The sequence below is a fragment of the Amycolatopsis sp. NPDC003865 genome (genome assembly GCF_053605345.1).
Genome location: NZ_JBSGJA010000008.1, coordinates 368,345 through 386,412, shown reverse-complemented (window position 1 = coordinate 386,412; position 18,068 = coordinate 368,345). Strand labels below are relative to the sequence as shown.

16 protein-coding genes and 1 pseudogene are annotated in these 18,068 nt (G+C 70.6%); 9 read left to right on the top strand and 8 right to left on the bottom strand.

Annotated elements, in window-relative coordinates; all coding sequences use genetic code 11:
* Positions 1-447: 447 nt before the first annotated feature.
* Positions 448-1,431, bottom strand: coding sequence for an AraC-like ligand-binding domain-containing protein (locus ACWEVP_RS21610; RefSeq protein ID WP_452064354.1), 984 nt, complete (start codon positions 1,429-1,431; stop codon positions 448-450).
* Positions 1,432-1,703: 272 nt separating this feature from the next.
* Here ACWEVP_RS21610 and ACWEVP_RS21605 point away from each other — a divergent pair, with 272 nt between their 5' ends.
* Complete coding sequence (locus ACWEVP_RS21605) at positions 1,704-2,297, top strand: hypothetical protein (protein ID WP_452064353.1); 594 nt, start codon at positions 1,704-1,706, stop codon at positions 2,295-2,297.
* Between the two features lie 109 nt (positions 2,298-2,406).
* On the opposite strand, the gene ACWEVP_RS21600 is transcribed toward ACWEVP_RS21605, so the two are convergent.
* Both ACWEVP_RS21600 and ACWEVP_RS21595 read right to left on the bottom strand, forming a co-directional pair.
* On the bottom strand, positions 2,407-3,351 hold the full coding sequence (locus tag ACWEVP_RS21600; protein WP_452064352.1) for a phosphotransferase: 945 nt from the start codon (positions 3,349-3,351) through the stop codon (positions 2,407-2,409).
* Between the two features lie 87 nt (positions 3,352-3,438).
* Positions 3,439-3,792 (bottom strand): hypothetical protein, encoded by a 354-nt coding sequence (locus tag ACWEVP_RS21595; RefSeq protein ID WP_452064351.1) that lies wholly within the window; start codon positions 3,790-3,792, stop codon positions 3,439-3,441.
* Positions 3,793-3,937: 145 nt separating this feature from the next.
* On the opposite strand from ACWEVP_RS21595, the gene ACWEVP_RS21590 reads away from it, so the two are divergent.
* From ACWEVP_RS21590 to ACWEVP_RS21575, 4 genes are all read left to right on the top strand, one after another.
* Positions 3,938-4,573: a GntR family transcriptional regulator gene (locus ACWEVP_RS21590; protein ID WP_452064350.1), complete on the top strand. Its 636-nt coding sequence runs from the start codon at positions 3,938-3,940 to the stop codon at positions 4,571-4,573.
* 132 nt (positions 4,574-4,705) lie between these two features.
* Complete coding sequence (locus ACWEVP_RS21585; RefSeq protein ID WP_452064349.1) at positions 4,706-6,112, top strand: MFS transporter; 1,407 nt, start codon at positions 4,706-4,708, stop codon at positions 6,110-6,112.
* 19 nt (positions 6,113-6,131) lie between these two features.
* Positions 6,132-7,031: an ABC transporter substrate-binding protein gene (locus tag ACWEVP_RS21580; RefSeq protein ID WP_452064348.1), complete on the top strand. Its 900-nt coding sequence runs from the start codon at positions 6,132-6,134 to the stop codon at positions 7,029-7,031.
* Positions 7,028-8,092: an ornithine cyclodeaminase family protein gene (locus tag ACWEVP_RS21575; protein WP_452064347.1), complete on the top strand. Its 1,065-nt coding sequence runs from the start codon at positions 7,028-7,030 to the stop codon at positions 8,090-8,092. The genes ACWEVP_RS21580 and ACWEVP_RS21575 overlap by 4 nt, the downstream gene beginning before the upstream one ends.
* Here the strand turns inward: ACWEVP_RS21575 and ACWEVP_RS21570 are convergent.
* From ACWEVP_RS21570 to ACWEVP_RS21560, 3 genes and pseudogenes are all read right to left on the bottom strand, one after another.
* Entirely contained in the window at positions 8,012-8,791 is a 780-nt protein-coding gene (locus tag ACWEVP_RS21570; RefSeq protein ID WP_452064346.1) for a methyltransferase domain-containing protein, read from the bottom strand. The genes ACWEVP_RS21575 and ACWEVP_RS21570 overlap by 81 nt on opposite strands.
* Positions 8,792-8,963: 172 nt before the next feature.
* Positions 8,964-9,113: pseudogene (locus tag ACWEVP_RS21565) on the bottom strand (non-reducing end alpha-L-arabinofuranosidase family hydrolase); the annotation flags it as partial.
* Between the two features lie 19 nt (positions 9,114-9,132).
* Positions 9,133-9,921: an SGNH/GDSL hydrolase family protein gene (locus ACWEVP_RS21560; protein WP_452064345.1), complete on the bottom strand. Its 789-nt coding sequence runs from the start codon at positions 9,919-9,921 to the stop codon at positions 9,133-9,135.
* Between the two features lie 86 nt (positions 9,922-10,007).
* Between ACWEVP_RS21560 and ACWEVP_RS21555 the strand changes: the two genes are divergently transcribed.
* Positions 10,008-10,601 carry a PadR family transcriptional regulator gene (locus ACWEVP_RS21555; RefSeq protein WP_452064344.1) on the top strand — a complete coding sequence of 198 codons (594 nt, stop codon included), beginning with the start codon at positions 10,008-10,010 and terminating at the stop codon, positions 10,599-10,601.
* Between the two features lie 132 nt (positions 10,602-10,733).
* Here ACWEVP_RS21555 and ACWEVP_RS21550 read toward each other — a convergent pair whose 3' ends face one another.
* Complete coding sequence (locus ACWEVP_RS21550; protein ID WP_452064343.1) at positions 10,734-11,318, bottom strand: hypothetical protein; 585 nt, start codon at positions 11,316-11,318, stop codon at positions 10,734-10,736.
* A 443-nt stretch (positions 11,319-11,761) separates the two neighbouring features.
* Between ACWEVP_RS21550 and ACWEVP_RS21545 the strand changes: the two genes are divergently transcribed.
* Positions 11,762-14,704 carry an ATP-binding protein gene (locus ACWEVP_RS21545; RefSeq protein ID WP_452064342.1) on the top strand — a complete coding sequence of 981 codons (2,943 nt, stop codon included), beginning with the start codon at positions 11,762-11,764 and terminating at the stop codon, positions 14,702-14,704.
* 189 nt (positions 14,705-14,893) lie between these two features.
* Positions 14,894-15,766, top strand: a complete 873-nt coding sequence (locus ACWEVP_RS21540; RefSeq protein ID WP_452064341.1) for a hypothetical protein — start codon at positions 14,894-14,896, stop codon at positions 15,764-15,766.
* A 48-nt stretch (positions 15,767-15,814) separates the two neighbouring features.
* On the opposite strand, the gene ACWEVP_RS21535 is transcribed toward ACWEVP_RS21540, so the two are convergent.
* Entirely contained in the window at positions 15,815-16,744 is a 930-nt protein-coding gene (locus tag ACWEVP_RS21535) for a dihydrofolate reductase family protein (RefSeq protein WP_452064340.1), read from the bottom strand.
* A 107-nt stretch (positions 16,745-16,851) separates the two neighbouring features.
* On the opposite strand from ACWEVP_RS21535, the gene ACWEVP_RS21530 reads away from it, so the two are divergent.
* The gene (locus tag ACWEVP_RS21530; protein WP_452064339.1) at positions 16,852-18,009 is read left to right on the top strand and encodes an alpha/beta hydrolase fold domain-containing protein; all 1,158 of its coding nucleotides are present in this window, start codon (positions 16,852-16,854) and stop codon (positions 18,007-18,009) included.
* Positions 18,010-18,068: the final 59 nt, after the last annotated feature.

Here is an 18,068-nt window from a genome sequence, read left to right as displayed (position 1 = left end):
GTCTACCGGAGACCTCGTCTATTTGATCCAAGACACGCCGCACCCACAACGCCAGCCAGAAGCTCCGCTGGTCAGCACATCGAAACAGGCTCTAGGGACGGCCGAGGAGGAGGCAGCGCGCTCGAGGCGGGAGCCGGCGGAGCCTCGGCGGGACGCGGATGAGCGATGCGGGCGCTGGAGCAGGTGGGTGCGCAGATGCCGGCCAGGGCGGAGCACGCGAAGAGAGATGCGGGCTGCGGCCCTGACCCCGATGCCGGGCATCGAGGTCGGGACCCGGCAAGAGGGCGCGCCTCAAGTATCCCCGCCACCTGCTTCCGCTGTAGGTTACGAGTACTGGCTGACCGTGCTTCCGCCCGACGAATCGGGGGTGCCCGCCTGGGGCCTGGGCGCACCGCGTCCCCGGATACATTGTGTCGACGGCGGCCCGAACGGAGAGCGGCTACGTCGTCAACGCTCGACGTTTTCTGCCGTGCATTGCCGGCGGTAATCGCTCGGCGAGAGACCGTAAGCGCCGCGGAAGATCTGGCTGAAATGCGTCGGGCTGCCGAACCCCCACCGACTGGCAACCGCACTGATCGGACGCGAGCTGAGCCGAGGCTCGGCGAGGTCCCGGCAGCACTGCTCGAGGCGACGGCGACGGATCCAGCCGACGACGGTGTGCCCGTCCTGGTGGAAGAGGTGGTGGAGGTAACGCACCGAGATGTGGTGTGCGGCGGCGATCGTGTCCGGAGTCAGGTACGCGTCGCCCAAGTTCGCCTGGATGAAGGCGTGGATGCCGGCCACCAGTGCTCGCCGCCGGGTTTGGGACGGCACGTTGCTCTCGGCATCCAGCGCGTGGGCCAGCGCTGCCATCAGTACATCGACTGTCAGGGTCGACAGCCGCGCGGCGTCAGCCGGGGTGAGCTCGTGCAAATGGTGTGCCAGGTGCAGCAGGAACTGGGAAGCCAGGGCGCCGACTCCTGCGGATCCCGGGATGCGGGCAGTGACCAGCTGCCGCAGATCTCTGGCCGGCAACGGAAGCAGCGAACGCGGGAAGCGCAGCAGCAGCAACTGGCTCTCCGGAACGTCCGGGGTGAACTCGCCGTCGAAGGGCCGTGAGGTGTCGTACAGCTTCAGATCCCCGACTCCGTACTTCGCACATCGGCCTTCCTGCCGGATCATGGCACCGCCGCGCACGAAGCAGCCCAGCTTGAACACGTCCGGATCCCCTTGACGGATGAGCTTGGACGTGCGGCGCACCGAGTGCGGCATCGTGGTCATCAGGGTCGCCTGCACCGAACCGAATTCGCTGACACTCACCTGTGCCTGGAACGCCCTTTCCCGTTGTGGATCACAGCGAAGGTCGTATGGTGCCCACAGCTTCGCATTCACCTCGTGCCAGTAGCTGAAGCGTTCACCCTCCGGCGCCTCCGCAGTACTGATCAGCTCCATTGTTTCCCCCGGGTTGGTCGTCGTCGTGCGGTCGCAGGAACGCATTATCGAACACCTGGGTGTTACGTGACAGCCAAAACCGCGAGGCAGCCGGAAACCGCACGCAGCGCGCGAAACTTCGGTGGTTTCCGCATCTCCGCGCTCGTACGGTGCACCCACGTCCGCGACAGTGCGTTCACGCGGAAGGACTCTGCACGGATACGTAAGGGCGGCTCCGGGCGCGGCTCGCACCATGGATGAGAACACCGCCACTGAACAGGGAGGGAACCTCGATGATGAAGACGAAAATCCTGGCACGCGGACTGGTGATGATGCTTCTGTCGGCCGTTGCCGCGATTTCGCCGGCGATTCCCGCGGGCGCCGCGTCGAGTTCGCCGACAGGGGGAGCCGACTTCCGCGCGCAGTCCCGTGCTGCCGGTCTGTCGGCCGCACAGGCTGCCTATCTCGACCGGGAAAGCGCCATCTACCTGGCTGCCTTGGGCGGGAAACGGGTGGGGCCGAACGTGATCGACTTGGACGGGGCAGGCACCGTGCGGATCGCGCTGCCTGGTGAGGCGGCCCCGCGCGACCTGCCCTTGGCAGGCGGTGCCCGCCTGGTCGCCGCCTGCACCACCGGCGGGGCGGCGTACCTGCACTTCTGCGCCTTCCACGACGAGTTCTTCCGCGGCACGACCATCGACATGTTCCACTGCCAGCGCTACAACGTTCCGTGGGCCTCAACGGGCTCGTGGGACAACAACCAGACGCAGGGCACAGTGCCGATCCAGTACTACACCGACGGCCGCAGCCGCTCGCTGCCGGCCGCGAAGTCAGCTTACACCAGCGGCGTGAACTGGCTGATCGTCAGCGCGATCAAGCCCTGCTGAACCCGCTCGGCCTGCCGGGCGCGCACCGAGCGCCCGGCAGGTTCCGCCTATCCGCCTTCGCTCTCACCACAGGGCAACCCTGGGTGTAGCTGATCCGCGCGACCGAGCACTACCCCGGAGGCAGCAGCGCCAGCGCCGCATCCGCATTGTGTTCGGCGATCGCGTGCATGGAAGCACGATCGGGGAAGTCCCCGTCGAGGAGACGCAGAGGACCGGCTACGAGCGACAGCCGCATCGCGAGCATGTAGAAGTCGAGCCGACGGTGATCGAGGCCGGGCCGGACCAGCGTGGTGTAGTGCGTGCCGAAGCGGAGCCGCAGGAAGACGTGCTCCCACTCGACGTCGAAGTACATCAGGCCCTCGATGTCGATCAGCACGGGGTGCCCGCCGGCTTCGATCAGGACGTGGTCGGGTCCGAGTTCTCCGTGGATCAGCCCGTACTCCGCGCGAGGACGGACCAGGCCGGCCAATTCCTGCAGCCGGTCGCGCAACGCGCGGCCGGCTGCCGCGATGCGCCCGTGGTGCTCCGCCGCCTCCTCGAGGTCCCGAAGCGCGCGCTCGAGAACCCGCCGCTGGCAGGGGACCTCGGGCACCGATCCGCTCCGGTTCAGCAGGTCGATCCTGCCGTAGTGCCGGCTCCGGTGCCGGTGCATCACTTCGAGCGTGCCGCCGGGGACGTCCTCGACCACCGCGACGTCCGCCGGACAGCGGCGCCGGCTGTCGTCCACCAGGTGGATCCGTGGAATTCGGACTCCGAGTTCGTCCAAGCTGCGCTGCGCGGCCAAGAACGGGACCAGGCCGGAGGCAGGCGCGAACGGGTCGGCCGGGTCGGTCGCTCGCTCTCCAGGCCAGAAATTTTCGGTTTCGGCCCAGTTGTAGACGATCACGCTGGTTGTGCGGGTTCCCTCGAGGTGGATCCGGTACGCCCCTTTCTTGCTCCCGCCGCGCGTCGACGTCAGCGAATTGAGGCATTCCCGAAATCTATCGAAGAGAACGCCAGCGCGGGCTGAGAATCTTCGCCGGCCTCCCGCCGCGAACGGAATGATCGTCCGCAACCCGGCTCGTCGGCATGAGAGCGCGATCAGCGGCGAAGAGCGCGTCACCAACGTTCCAGATCATCAACCAGCGCGCGGAAGCACCCGTTACGTTCGTAGAAATGTGTCCTTCAGAGTGAAGATCGGTCTGGTTTGCACGATCGACCGGCCGTGACAACCTTGTGCGTGGTATTCCAAGGCGACGACGGGTCCGGTTTCGTGGTCCTCGACGGTGAGAAGAGTCGCATGTTCGCGGAAGACATCGACGATGACATCCGACGCCCGCTTGTACCGGACGCGCACGCTCCGGTCGGTCAGGTCCCAGGTGATGTGGAGTTCCTCGGTCTCGGATACCGGGATTCGAACCTCCCGCACCTCGTCGTCGCCCGTCGCCTCCTCGACCTGCGGAAGAACGCCGAACGCGGACAGCCACACTTCGTCCTCGGCGACCGCGAACTCCATGCGGGCACCCTACCCACCTACCCGGCAACCACGCTGATCGCGGCATGAGAGCGCGTCCACGGTCGGACGCAGCCGCATACAGTCGGAGGTATGGCGCGGCCGTGCTGCTCGGCCGCGCACGGGGCGGTTGCCATATCCTCGCATCGTGGTCGCCAAGTCGAATTCGGTCGTGACGGTGCTGCGTGCGGAGATCATCGCCGGCACGATCCCTGCCGGGACGCGCCTGAAGGAAGAGGCCATCGCCACCCGCTTCGGGGTCTCCCGGGTGCCCATCCGGGAGGCCCTGCTGCAGCTGGAGAGCGAAGGCTTCGTCACCACAGAGAAGTACAAGGGCGCGACCGTCTCCGCCCGCTCGCAGCACGACGTCGTCGAGCTGATGCAGATCCGGCGCGGCCTGGAGGTCCTCGCCGCCTCGCTCGCGGCCGAGGCGCACGGGGGTGATCAGGGTGACGCTCTGCGGGCGGTCGTGGCCCGCGGTCGCCGGGCCGGCGAAGACGGCGCCGTGGCCGACCTGCCGCCGCTGATCATGGAGTTCCACGAGGTGGTCGCCCGCGCGTCGGGGAACACCGAGCTCGCCCGCATGCTCGACGAGCTGCTGCGCCGGATCTCGTGGGGTTTCGAGCTCGAGATCGAGGACCGCATCGACACCTCGTGGGCCGACCACGCCGCGATCGCCACCGCGATCCTCGGCGGCTCCCCGGTGCAGGCGGGCTACCTGATGGGCGAGCACATCCTGAAGGACGAGCTCATCTACCGGCGGCAGTCTGCCTCAGCACTCTGATTCGTATACAAAAGATCCACATCGGCCAGCGTGTTCACGCGTTTGGCATGCGCTGTAACGTCGAAGCAACACTTCTCGTATACAAAACAGGGGTTCGTTGCTTGGTCGTCTCTCCCGATGGGAGCCCAGCCCATGACCTCGGCCCACACCCCGGAGCGCACCGCCTCCGGCACCCTCGCCCGCCACCTCGACCGCATCGGCTTCACCCGCGCCCAGTTCTGGGTGCTCATGCTCATCCTCGCCGGGATGTTCTTCGACACCCTCGAGCAGAACTCCGTCGGCGCGATGGGCGCGAACCTCAAGGCCGCGCTGGCGATCACCGACACCCAGCTGACCGCGATCAACACCGCCACCGTGCTCGGCGGGCTCGTGGGCAGGCTCGCCGGCGGGTGGCTCGCCGACCGGTACGGCCGCCGCACATCGCTGTCGCTGAACCTGCTGCTCTACACGCTCGGTGGGCTGCTCAGTGCCCTCGCCGTGAACTACGACATGCTGCTGGCCAGCCGCTTCGTCGTCGGCATCGGGCTGGGCGGTGAGTTCACCATCGGCATCGCGATGCTCGCCGAGATGGTCGCCACCCGCCACCGCGGCGCACTGGTCGCGACGCTCAACATCGGCTCCGGCGGCGTCGGCAACTTCCTGTCCTACGGGCTGTTCTTCCTGCTCCTCGGCCCGCTCGCCCCGGCACTCGGCGGTGACCACCTCGTGTGGCGCTGGACGTTCCTGTTCCTCGCGCTCCCGGCGCTGCTGGTCATCCTCTACCGGCGCCGCCTCCCGGAAACCCCTCGCTTCCTGCTCTCCCAGGGCCGCGTCGAGGACGCCAACCGGTCGCTCGCCATTCTGGCGTCGGGCTCCCTCAAACCCTCGTCGACGACGGCGGCCGGCGGGCCGCTGACCGCGGCGGACATCCCCGCGCGTCAGCTCAAGTCCTCCCCGGCGGCCGTGTTCGCCCGCGCTGTCCTGCCCCGCACGCTCTCGATCGGCGCCGCGTCCTGGATGGCCTTCGGCGCGCAGGTCACGCTCAACTTCCTGATGCCGACCCTGCTCGTGGAGCGTGGTTACTCCATTTCGGACAGTCTGCTGTTCACCATGATCATGAACGTCGGCTCGCTGCTCGGCGCCTGCGCCGCGGCGTGGCTGGCCGGCCGGGTCGGCAGGCGCGGCGTGGTGGGTGGCGCGGGCGCGCTCGGGTGTGCCACCGCGGCCGCGTTCGCGGCCTTCGGGGACTCGACGGCCCCGATCCTCGTCCTCGGCGCTCTCTTCCAGTTCTTCACGATGATCACCAACACGACGCTCGCCGTCTGGTCGCCGGAGCTGTACCCGACGTCGATCCGCGCGACCGGCACCTCGATCGTCAACGGCATCGGCAACATCGCCGGCGCGGTCATGCCGTTCCTCGCCGTCGCCCTCTTCGGCGCGTTCGGCCTCGCCGGAGTGTTCGGCATGGCCGCGGCCATGTACGCCCTGCTCGTCCTGGCCTCACGGTTCGCTCCCGAGACCCGCGCCCGGACGCTGGAACAGATCAACGAAGACGCCTGACCACGAAACGGAGGACCCCTTGGACACCCTGCGCATCTCCGCGACCGCCAACGGTCTCAACTACCTGCCCGAGTACCTCGCCGACACGACCGGCCTCTTCCGCGACGCGGGCCTGTCGGTGACCTCCCGCGCCTGCGACCCGTGGACCGGAGTCCTGGACGACCTCGCCGCCGGCGACGCCGACCTCGCGCTCGGCGGACTCTGGGTGCCCGGCATGTACGCCGGCAGCACCCGCGCGTTGACCGTGGTCTGCCAGCTCAACCACCAGGCGCCGAAAGCGATCGTGCACCGCGGCGCCCTGGACACCTTCACCCTGGGCGACCTCGCGGGAAAGGTCGTCCTCGCGCCCGGCATCGGGGGCAGCGCCCCCTACGCGGTCACCGCCGGGCTGATCCGGGAGGCGGGCGCCGACCCCGGCGACGTCACCTTCGTCCGGGACCTCTCGACACCGATGCTGGTCGAGCTGTTCGGCGCCGGACTCGGCGACGCGATCATCCTGGACCTCGTCTCGGCGCTCGAGCTCGAAGCCACCGGTCAAGGGCGGATCGTGTTCCGCAACCTCGACGAGGGCGGGATCATGCCCAACAGCGTCTACTACTGCCGCACCGACCGCGTCGAGGAGCTGCGCGACCGGTTCACCCGCTTCGTCGGCTGCATCGACGCGGCGATGACGCGCCTTCCCGCGACCCCGGCGGCGACGATCGACGGGATCCTCGAGGCGCGCTGGCCGGGCAAGGACCTCGGGATCCTGCGCGAGGCCACCCGCCAGATGACCGCGAGCGCGGTCTGGGAGACCGTCGCGATCGACCCGGCGGGCAGCGACCGGTGGATGCGGATGCTCGCCGAAAGCGCCATGCTCACGAGGATCCCCGCCTACGACGAACTGGCCGACGACAGCTTCATGAAGGCCTACCGGTGAGCGTCGTGCTCCGCGACGACGCCCTGGCCGAACTCGTCGACCTCGGCGACCTGATCGACGCCGTCCGGACCGCGCACATCGACCTCGCCCTCGGACGGGCCGACCAGCCGGTCCCGGCGATCACCCCCACGGCGGGCGCCACCATCGTGCTGCCGATGGTGGCGACCTCCCACCGCCTCGGGCTGACCGTCGTCAAGGTCCTCACCGACGCGCCCGGCAACTCCGGCGGCCCGGCCCAGCAGTCCACCTTGCTCGTGCTGGACTCCCGGACCGGCACCCGGCTGGCCGTCCTGAACGGCGGGACGTGCACCCGGATGCGGACGGCCGCCGCCAGCGCCGTCGCCACGGACGCGTTGGCCCGCACCGACTCCCGGGTCCTCGGCCTCGTCGGCGCCGGACCGCTCGCCGTCGAGCACGTCGCCGCGATCCGCGCGGTCCGGGCGATCGGGGAAGTCGTCGTCTGGTCTCGTTCGGCCGCCCGCGTCGCCGAGTTCCGCCGCGCACTGCGGCGCCGGGAACACGCCGACGGCGTCCCGGCCCTCGACGTGACCACCGCCCCGCACCCACTCCGGGTGGTCGAAGCGGCCGACGTGCTCTGCACCCTGACACCGTCACGCGTCCCCATCGTCGAGGGCGCGTGGTTCCGGCCGGGGCTGCACGTCAACGCGGTCGGCGCGCCACCCCGGCCCGACCACCGCGAGATCGACTCCGCCGGAATGGCCCGCGCGACCGTCTTCGCCGACAGCGCCGCCGTCCAGCTGCAGAAGTCGGGTGAAGCCGTGTTGTCGGTGCAGGACGGCACGACCACCGAAGACGATTTCCGGCACGAGCTCGGCGCGGTGCTGGCCGGGCTGACGCCGGGCCGGACCGAAAGCGAGCAGATCACGTTGTTCAACTCGGTCGGCATCGCCCTGCAGGACCTCGCCTTCGCCGCGCTGGCCCTGCGGGCCGGCCCCGACGGAACCCGGCGTCAAGATTTGTCACAACCGCTGGACGCGCAGCACGCCCGTCAACATCGGGAGGGGGAACTTGCCGCTGGTGGTTTCCGGTCTGCTCGCTAGGAAAGCACGGATTCGGCCGAGGGTGGCTTCTCGTTCCTGGTCCGGCATGACCAGCACGCCCGCCCGCGTCGCGATTGTCGCGACCAAGTTGTCGGCGGTGCGAATCTGCCCGTGCGGGAACTCGGCCTGTTCGGCTGAGCCGAATCGAGCGGCCAGGCCGACGCCGGGAAGGTGCAAGCCGGCGGTCGCGGCGCGCCAGTTGCCGAAGGTGTCGCGCGGGCCGATGGCCGCGCTGCCGCTGATCCGCTCGAGTCCGGCGACCCAAGCCACCCGGTCGTCCAAGACGTTCCACAGGCCGGCCAGGACGCCGCCAGGGCTGAGAACTCGTGCCATCTCCGGCCCCGCCACGGCCATGTCGAACCAATGCAAAGCGTTTCCGGCCAGGACGGCATCGACCGACGCGTCCGGTAAGGGGATCGCCTCGGCACTGCCGGGCAAGGCGTCGACACCCGGCAGCGCGCGGCGCAGCTCGGCCAGCATCGCCGGGTCGGGTTCGACGGCGGTGACGTCGGCGCCCAGGGCGATCAGCGTGCTGGTCAGTTTGCCGGTACCGGCCCCGAGATCCAGGACACGCGGGCCGGTCGCGGCTTCCAGCGCCCAGCGGACCGCGTCCGAGGCGTAGTCCGGGCGGTGCTCGGCGTAGGCGGTCGCCGCCGCGCCGAAGGACGAGGCGTACCGGCGCCGCGTTTCCGAGTGCACCGAACCAGCCTATCGTCCGGTCATCGGCATGAGCGGACGTTCGTGCGGGGTCGGGAAGCTGTGTGCGGGCGGACGCTCGGCGAAACCGCCTACCATGCCCTGTGAGTTCGCCGCGGCAGGCGGAGCGGTTTCGTCTTCGAGGGGGTGGCTGTGGGCATCCGTGCGCCGAGCCGTCGCCGTGGCTGACGTCCTTGGGCCAGGTGGTGCCGCTGGTGGCCTTGCCCGTGAAGGGATTGCTTCCGGTGGCGGCCTGCGGGGTCCACGTGCCGCCCAGGCTGGTGGCGGTGAACGAGCGGAAGTCCTCGCCGGAGGTGCCGGCCGCGCTCGCGAACCGGTCTCGGTCACCCGAGTTCCTCGATGCGGTGGAGCCGAGGGTGTTTGGCTGTGCGCTGGTCCCCGGAGGACTGGCCGCGCAGGCGCCTGGCGAGCCACGGTCGGAGAAAGGTGGCTGCCCACCGCAGTTCCGCGGTGGCGCGCCCTTGCGTTGACGCTGGGATGGGCAACGGTGGCGGGGGTTCGTTCCAGGAATCGTTGCTGCCCGGCAGCTGCAGGGCGTGCGCGACGGCGTCGGCGATCAGCTGATGTCCCAGGGGGCTGCAGTGCAACCGGTCCTCGCTCCAGAAGCGGCGGTCGGCGACGGAGGGGTGGAGAGCGATTTCGGCGACGGCGACGCCGTGCCGGGCGGCCGCGGCGCGGATCCGGTCGTTGAGGTCGAGGATGCGGGAGCGGACCGGTCGGGCGAGGGGGATGATCCTGGTGATGTCGGGAAAGGTCAGCGTCGCCACGCGGGCTCCGGTGCCGGTGAGCGCGGCGAACATCGCTTCCAGGTGCTCGGCCACCGTGGCGGTCTCGACCCGGAGCCGGAGCAGGTCGTTGACTCCGGCGACGACGGTGGCCAGGTCGGGACGCAGTGCCAGCGCCGGTTTCAGTTGCTCTGACCGGACTTCGCCCGCGCGGCGGCCACGGACGGCGAGGTTGGCGTACTGGAGATCGGGGTTGTCGATGGAGAGGTGCTCGGCGAGCCGGTCGGCCCATCCCCGGAGGCCCACGATGTCGTCACCGTCACCGACGCCTTCGGTTTGGCTGTCACCCAAGGCGACGTAGCGCAGGTACTTGCCGCTGACTGTCACGCCGTCCTCCTAGTCATAATGTTGACTAATCATAACCATGGTTATGATGGGGCTTGCCCCGGTGTCGACGACGAGGAGATGCGCCGGTGAGTCTGCGGCATGCTGTGCTCGCGGCGCTGCTGTCCGGCGAGTACAGCGGCTACGAACTGGCCAAGGCGTTCGACGTGGGCGTCGCCAACTTCTGGTACGCCCGGCCGCAACAGCTCTACCTGGAGCTGTCCAAGCTCGAGAACGACGGATTGATCACTGGCCGGGAGGTGGTCCAGCAGACGCGTCCCACCAAGCGGCTGTTCACGGTCACCGACGCCGGCCTCGCCGAGCTGGCGGACTTCGCCGCCGCCGCGAGCAAGCCGTCGTTCATCCGCGACGACCTGCTGGTCAAGGTCCAAGCCGTCGACCACGTCGACGCGGCACCGGTGATCGCGCACCTGGAGCAACGAGCCGCGGCAGCCGCGGCCAAGGTGGAGATCCTCGACAAGATCCTGCGGCGGTTCCGCGGCGATCTCGACGAGGAGACCTACCTGCGCCACGGATCTCCGGTCGGGCCCTACCTGACGTGCTTGCGCGGCCGGCGGTTCGAGCAGGAACACCACGACTGGTCCGTGCGGGCCGCCGCGCTCCTGCGAGACCGGGCGACGCGGAACGATCACCCGGCGCCTTCTTCGGTTCAATCCCGGTAGCGGCATCCGTTCCGGGCTGCCCACCAGCAGTGCTTCCGCGGTCGCCAGGCTTGCCGACCTGGTCCGGCCGGCCCTCCCCGTGGAGGGCCGGCCGGCTGGATCGGTCGCACGCTCGCGCGAAATCCAGGCTGGTCAGCCGGGCAGTACTCGCCATCCGGTGTACACCGTGGGTGCGACGGTCGTGCCCTGCGCAGAACTTGTGCGGTAGCAGTTCTCGCCCGGGGTGGAGCTCCAGGATTCGTAGGTGTTCACGTTGTAGTTCACGTTGTACGCCTCGACGCCGTACTGGCCGATCACCCGGCCGTGCGCGGGCACGGCTGCGCTGGCCGAGACACCGGTCGTGGTCGTCGTGCTCGTCGTGATGTTCGCGCTGACTGTGGTGGTCAGCTTCTGCAACAAGGCGTAGCTGACGCCGACGGTCACGGAGAGGCTGTAGGTCTTGGACACCGAGGAGGTGAAGGTGGCCGTGGCCACGGTGTCCGTGCCATTGACGACCGAGCGCTCCTCGGCGACCAGGAACGTGGGCTGTGACGAGTTCACCACGTACTCATCCGCCGCCCAGTAGCTCAGATTCCATTCGGGCCAGCTGTACTGGACCCAGTTCAGTCCGGGCGGGCAGCCCGTGTCGGCGGCCTGGGCCGCCGACGTGCCCGCGGTGAGTGCCGAGACCAGGACGGCCAGTACCGCCCCGGCCGCGGCCCGGGATCTCCAGCGCATCAAGCGATGCGTGCCGGTCCTGGGCCCCGCATGGTGATCGGTCATCGTGTCTCCTCGTCGAAGAACAGAACTTTCTTGAGGGCGTAGGTGATGCGTCGGCGGTGTGCCCGTGCGGGACGGGGGAGAGGGAACGCGCCGATCATCGGAGAGGCAACGGCCGGGAAGCGCCGGGACCGGACAGCGGCGGGCGGGGCACGGGTCTCGGCCGGCCACGGGTCCGGTGGTGTCCGGCAGGCCGGACACCACCGGACAGCCGGACGTCCGCGGGGGTGGCAGGTCGCGGCTTTCCGCAGGGACGAATGAGGGATGTGGCGTTCTCGATTCCGTTATCCTCGGCACGTTCCGGCGCATGCTCTGTGTGATTGCTCTGTGCGATGCCCGGGCGCGGGCGGCGTCCGCGCCACAGGAGAGCAAGAGGGGGAAGGCGCGTGGCGGAGGCGGACATGTCCGGCGTACTCCTCAAGGAGTTGTGCCGTGATCTGCGCTTGCTGTGGACCCAGGCGGGCGGGCCGAGCCTGCGCGTCCTCGGCCCGCAGGTGGGGCTGGGCAAGACCCAGGTGGGCGCCATCCTCAGCGGCGACGTCCGGCGGCTGCCGGACTGGGACGTGGTGCGGGGACTGCTCGACGGCTTCCAGCGCTACGCGCACGCCCACGGACGGACGGCGGAGCTGTCTCTGCACACGGGTCTGGACCAGTACTGGCGGCCTCGCTACACCGTCGTGGAACACGCATTCCGGCAACGCGGGCGGCGTCCCGCCGAACTGCGGGCGGACGGGGCCCCGGCCGCTACGCGCCGAATCCCCGGTCCGGCCAGCGTCCCGTCCGTCCCCGCCGAGCTGCCGCACGCCGTCACCGCCTTCAGCGGCCGAACGGCCGAACTCGCCGCCCTGGACGCCCTCGTGCCGCCGGAGGGTCGTGGACAGCCCGCCCCGGCCGTGGTGATCTCCGCGATCGGCGGCAGCGCCGGCGTCGGCAAGACCGCCCTGGCCGTGCACTGGGCTCACCGGGTGCGCGAGCGCTTCCCGGACGGCCAGTTGTTCGTGGATCTGCGTGGCTTCGACCACCACCGGGCACCGATGCTCCCGCAGACCGCGCTGGGCCACCTGCTGCGCGGTCTCGGCGTTGCACCCACGGAGATCCCCGCGGACCTGGACGGGCTGACGCGCGCCTACCGTTCCCGCGTGGCCGATCAGCGGCTGCTGGTGGTGCTGGACAACGCGGTCTCCGCCGAGCAGGTCCGCCCCTTGCTGCCCGGCAGCCCGTCCTGTCACACCCTCGTCACCAGCCGGAACCGCCTGGGCGGCCTCGTCGCCCGCGACGGGGCGGTCCCCTTGACCGTGGACGTCCTCGATCCCGGTGAAGCCGATGCGCTGCTGACGGCGCTCCTCGGCCGGGAGCGGGTCGCCGCCGAACCCGACGCGGTCGCGGAACTGGTCCTCCTGTGCGGATGCCTGCCGTTGGCACTGAGGGTGGCCGCGGCCTGCGTCCTGCTCAGCCCCGGCCGCCGCATCGCCGACCTCGTGGCCGAGCTCGCGGCAGGGGACCGGCTGGCCGCCCTGGAGCTCGACGACGACCCCTCCTGCGCGCCGCGCTCCGCGTTCGCCCTGTCCTACCGGGCGCTGGACGATGGGGCGCGGCAGCTGTTCCGCCGGCTGAGCCTGATCCCCGGCCCGGACTTCACCTCCCCCGCCGCGGCCGCGCTGCTGGGGGTGGCGCCACCGCGGGCCAGGCTGCTGCTGGAAACCCTGGCCACCGCCCATCTGGTCGAGAACCATCTCCCCGGCCGCTACCGGTTCCACGACCTGCTGCACGAGTACGCCCGCGAACGGGCCAGGCACGAGGAGACGCCGGCCGAGCGCGCGGAAGCGTTCCACCGCCTGGCCGCGTGGTACCTGCGCACGGCCCGGGCCGCGGCAGGACCGTGGTTGTTCCCGGATCTGCCGCCGGAACTCGGCGACCCGGCCGAAGCGTCGTCCGAACCGGCCACGGACGGGCGAACGGCCGACGCCGCCGCGGTGGACGATCCCACGCCCCACGATCGGGAGGCGACCGGGCCGCACGGCCTGGAACGGCTGGAGGGCGAGCGCGCGAACCTGCTCGCCGCCATCGAATACGCCGCACGCCACGACTGCCGTGCGTTCTCCTGGCACCTCACCGACGCGATGTACCGGTACTTCTGGTTCTGCCTGCCCCGGTCCGTGTGGCAGGCCGCCGCGCGCACCGCCCTGGACGCCGCCGCCGCGGAAGGCGACCGACGCGGTCAGGCCGCCATGCACACGGCCCTCGGCATGGCGTCCTGGGACATGGCCCGGTACCAGGACGCGCGAGACCACTACGCCCGGTCGCTGGAGCTGAGCCGGGAGGCGGGCTGGCCCATCGGCGAGGGCTGGGCACACGGTGGCCTGGGCATGTGGAGCTGGAGCACCGGGCGGCTGGACGAGGCCCTGCGGCACTACACCGTCATGCTGCGCATCACCCGTACGCACCGTGACACTCCCGCCGAGTCGACCGTCCTGGCCGCCATCGGCAAGGTCTACCGGGACATGGGCAGGCTGGCCGAGGCAGCCGGCCTGCTGGAACTGGCGCTGCGGAAGAACCCGCGGTTCGAATGGCGCCGGGAACCCCCGACGCTGCCACGCCAGGCCCTCGGCGTGGTCCGTTGGGAGATGGGCCTGCTGCGGGAAGGCCTGGAAGTCCTCGAACGGGCACTGACGGCCGAGGCCCCGGCAGGATCACGGGTCGGCCACGCGATGACCCTGGCGACCATCGCGATGATCCAGCGCGACCTCGGGAACCACCACGTCGCACTGGAACTCGGGGAACGCGCCGACGAACTCATCGACGCCACCGGACGGCTCTCGGTCCGTGCCACCATCGTCAACGGACTCGCCGCAGCCCACCACGGGCTGGGGCAGGACGAGCGGGCGGCCGACCTCCAGCACCACGCGGTGCTGCTGGCCCGGCAGTCGGGCTACACCCGGGTCCAGGCCGACACTCTGCTCGGTCTCGCCGCCGTCCTGCGCGCACAGCACCGCCACACCGAGGCCCGCGCACCGGCCGCCCAAGCGCTCGACCTGGCCCGGCGCAGCGGATTCCGGGTCGTGGAAGGACAGGCCCTGACCGAACTCGCCGAGATCGCCGCCGCCGAGGGCGAACATTCGAGGGCGCTCACCCACGCCCGCGAGGCACTGACCAACCACGGCCACACCGGCCACCGCCTGGGCGAAGCCCGCGCCCTGGCCGTGTGCGGCCGAGCCCTGCACGCCCTCGGCGATCCCGCCGCCCGGCCGGTCCAGGACCGGGCCCTGGCCCTCTTCGCCGAAACCGGCGCCCCGGCACCCGATAACCTGCGCACCGCCATGGCCGAGCACACCGACCACCGGTAGAGCGACGCTGCGCTCGGCGTCGATGTCGGGTTGCCGAGCTGCGAGCTCGGTGTGAGAGGCGTGGCCGTTGGCGTCGTGCGGAGACGCCGTCCGGGGTGTGCGCGGTTCTCGGCGCCGAACGCGGCCGCACTGGCTTTCCGGTGGGCCGCCGGCGGCGTGCCGCGGCGGAAACCGGTCTACCCTGGCGTGGTGACCGGGGAGCACGCGTTCGGCAGGCCGGCTCGGCGTCGTCTGCCGCTTTCTCCGCCGCCCTCGCCGTGGGCCGGGCCCGCGGTCGAGGGGCGCGGCAGCGGGTTGCCCGCAGGCACTCCGGATCCGGATGCCGCCGCGCCGGGGCTGCGCCGGTTGCGGGCCGGTGGGCGGCGCTGGACGTTCGCGCTGCTGGCCGCCGCTGCCCTGATCGGAGGGTGCTTCGCGGTGCAGAACGAGCTGGACCGCGCCGCCGAACTGTTGCTGCGCACGGGCGTGCACGGTGACGGCACGGTTCTCGCGATCCGGCAGAAGCCGAAGGCGGGAACGTTCCTCGAGGTCGGTTACGTGTTCGGCGGCGCCCCGAAGCGGGTCTGGATCTACCAGACTTCCGATCGCCGGTACGCGGTCGGTGACCACGTCCTGGTCGCGACCGATCCCGTCCGGCCGGCCCGGGTCCGCACCTCCGAGGAACCCAACGAAGACCCGGCCACGGCCACCGCCGCCATCTGGATGCTCATCGCCGGTGCCGCGCTGTTCCCGGTCGCGGTGTTACGCCGGATCCGCTGGGCCCGGCGCGTGGCGGTGGCCCGCCGCACGGGCTGGTACCCGGCTGAGGTCACGATCGCTCCGCACCGGCGCCTGACGGCTGCCGACCACGGCCCGCCGGCCCTGCGGATCACCTACCGCGACGGAACCACCGTTGCTGCCCGTGGCGCGCACGCGTATGGCGTTGCCGAGCTGGCCGACCGGCCGCGCCGAGAGGTCCGGGTGGCGGGGACCGGGGAGAATCTGGCTGTGCTGTTTCCGGCTGGAGCCAAGGGGAAGCGGCCTTACCTGGTTCCCGCCGAGGCCGTGACCGACCGCTCCTGACCGGAACACGAACGCGCGCTCGGTGGCACGAGCAAATGCTCGGCCGGTTCAGAGCCGACCGTAGGTCAGCTGGACGACGCCGTTGCCGAAAGCCGTGGCGGTCTTCAAGGTGAGCGGGAAGTTCGGTCCCTCCGCGGGGAACAAGCGCTTGCCGGTGCCGACCACGACCGGGTACAGCAACAGCTTCAGCTCGTCGACCAGACCTTCGGACAGCAACCACCGGACGGTCGTCCCGCTGCCGCTGGTCATGATGTCGCCGCCGGACTCCGCCTTCAGCTCGCGGATGGCCGCCGCGGGATCATGGGGCAGCAGCGTCGAGTTGCTCCACGTGACCTCGGGAAGCGTCGTCGAGAGGACGTACTTGCGGACGCTGTTCATGAAGTCGGCGCCTTCGTCGTCCTCGACGGTGCGCTCGGGCCAGGCGGCCGCGAAACCCTCATAGGTAACGCGGCCGAGGAGCATGGTGTCGGCGGCGGCCATGCCGACGTCGACGGACGCGGCGATCTCGTCACTCCAGTAGAGGAGAGACCACTTGTCGGGCGCTTCGACGACGCCGTCGAGCGAGACGAACAAGTTCGACACCAGTTTGCGCATGTGATCGTCCTTTGCTTTCACGGTTTCGATTGCCGATGGGCGACGCCCGACCTCGGACACGGGTGGCCACCCGTGCTTTCGGGCATGGCCGGCGGCCTTCGCGGCGAGAGCGGCTCCGACGCCGTCCCCTCCGACGAGCAGCCGGGCCGGATCCGCGCCCAGCTCGGCGGCGTGGGCGGCCGACCACTCCAGGACTTCCCGCGCGGCCGGGAAGTCCCGCGGCCCGGCCGAGACCACGACGACCCCGGTCGCGGCCGGCGAACTGCCGCTGGTGAACCACACCAGCAGCGGCGGCGCGGGGGTGAGCCGAGCGGGCCAGTACACCCGGGCCACCCCACCGCGCAGGTGCAGCTCGGCGCACCGCCGACCAGTTCTTTCAGCCACGACCAACCCTGCCATGCCGGCCGCGGGCGAGGGAAAGGCCGATCTCGCATCACCGTCTTGCGTGGCCGGTATGACACGGACACCGCCGAAGGCAGATACTCGGCGGCATGCCTGCTTTGCGGCCGCTGCCCGCCACGGACGCGATCGAGCTCAAGCACCTGCGTGCGTTCGTCGCCGTCGCCACCGAGCTCAACTTCGGCCGGGCGGCGGCCCGCCTGTACGTGTCGCAACCGGCGCTCAGCCGGCAGATCCAGGCGCTGGAGCGGCTGATCGGTTGTCCGCTTCTGCTGCGTTCGACCCACCGCGTCGAGCTGACGCTGGCCGGCGAGGCGTTGCTGGGTACGGCCGTACCGCTGCTGGCCGATCTCGACGAGGCGGTCGCCCTGACCCGCTCGGCCGGCGGCGAGGTGGCAGCCCGGGTCGCGCAGCTGTGGGACGGGGTCGCCGAGGACGGCAAACCCGGGTTACCGCGGATGCGGGAGGCCTACGAGGCTCTCAACGCCCAGTTCCCGGTGCCGGAGGGTACGCGGGTCCGGCCGGTGCAGGCCGGCGGTGTGTCCGCGCTGGTCGTGTCGGCGGGCGTGGCCGGCCCGCCACGTCTGCTGCACCTGCACGGCGGTGGATTCATTTCCGGCTCCGCGTTCGGTTACCGGCCGCTGGCCGGCGCGCTGGCCGCGGCGACCGGCGCCACCGTGGTGCTGCCGGACTACCGGCTCGCGCCGGAGCACCCGTTCCCGGCCGCGCTGGACGACGCCCTCCTCGCCTACCGGTGGCTGCTCGATCAGGGCGCCGACCCGGGCGAACTGGTCATCAGCGGTGACTCGGCCGGCGGCGGGCTGGCCGTGTCGCTCATGGTGAAGCTCGCCCGCGAGGGACTGCCGCAGCCGGGGCGGGCGGTGCTGCTGTGCCCGTCGGTGAACGTCGTGGACCCGCCGGACGGGACACCGGTGGCGCGGTGGCTTTCGCTCTACGTCGGCGGACACCCGCACACCGATCCGTTGCTGAACGTCTTCGAGGCCGACCTGTCCGGCTTGCCGCCGCTGCTGGTGCAGTCCGGGACCGGTGACGTGGTGCTGCACGAGACCCGCCGTTTCGTCGACCACGCCGCCGAGCACGGCGTCGACGTCCGGTTCGACCTCTACCCGGTGGGCACGCACGTGTTCCACCTGTTCTGGTCGTTCCTGCCGGAGGCCGCCGCCGCGCTCGAGCAGGTCGGCGAGTTCGTGCGTTCACCGGCCACCGATATCGCGGCTGAAGCCGGCTGAGAGCTGTGCCGGCAGGAAAGCGTGCTCGGCCGTGTAGCCGGCGGCCAGGCCGCGGGGGA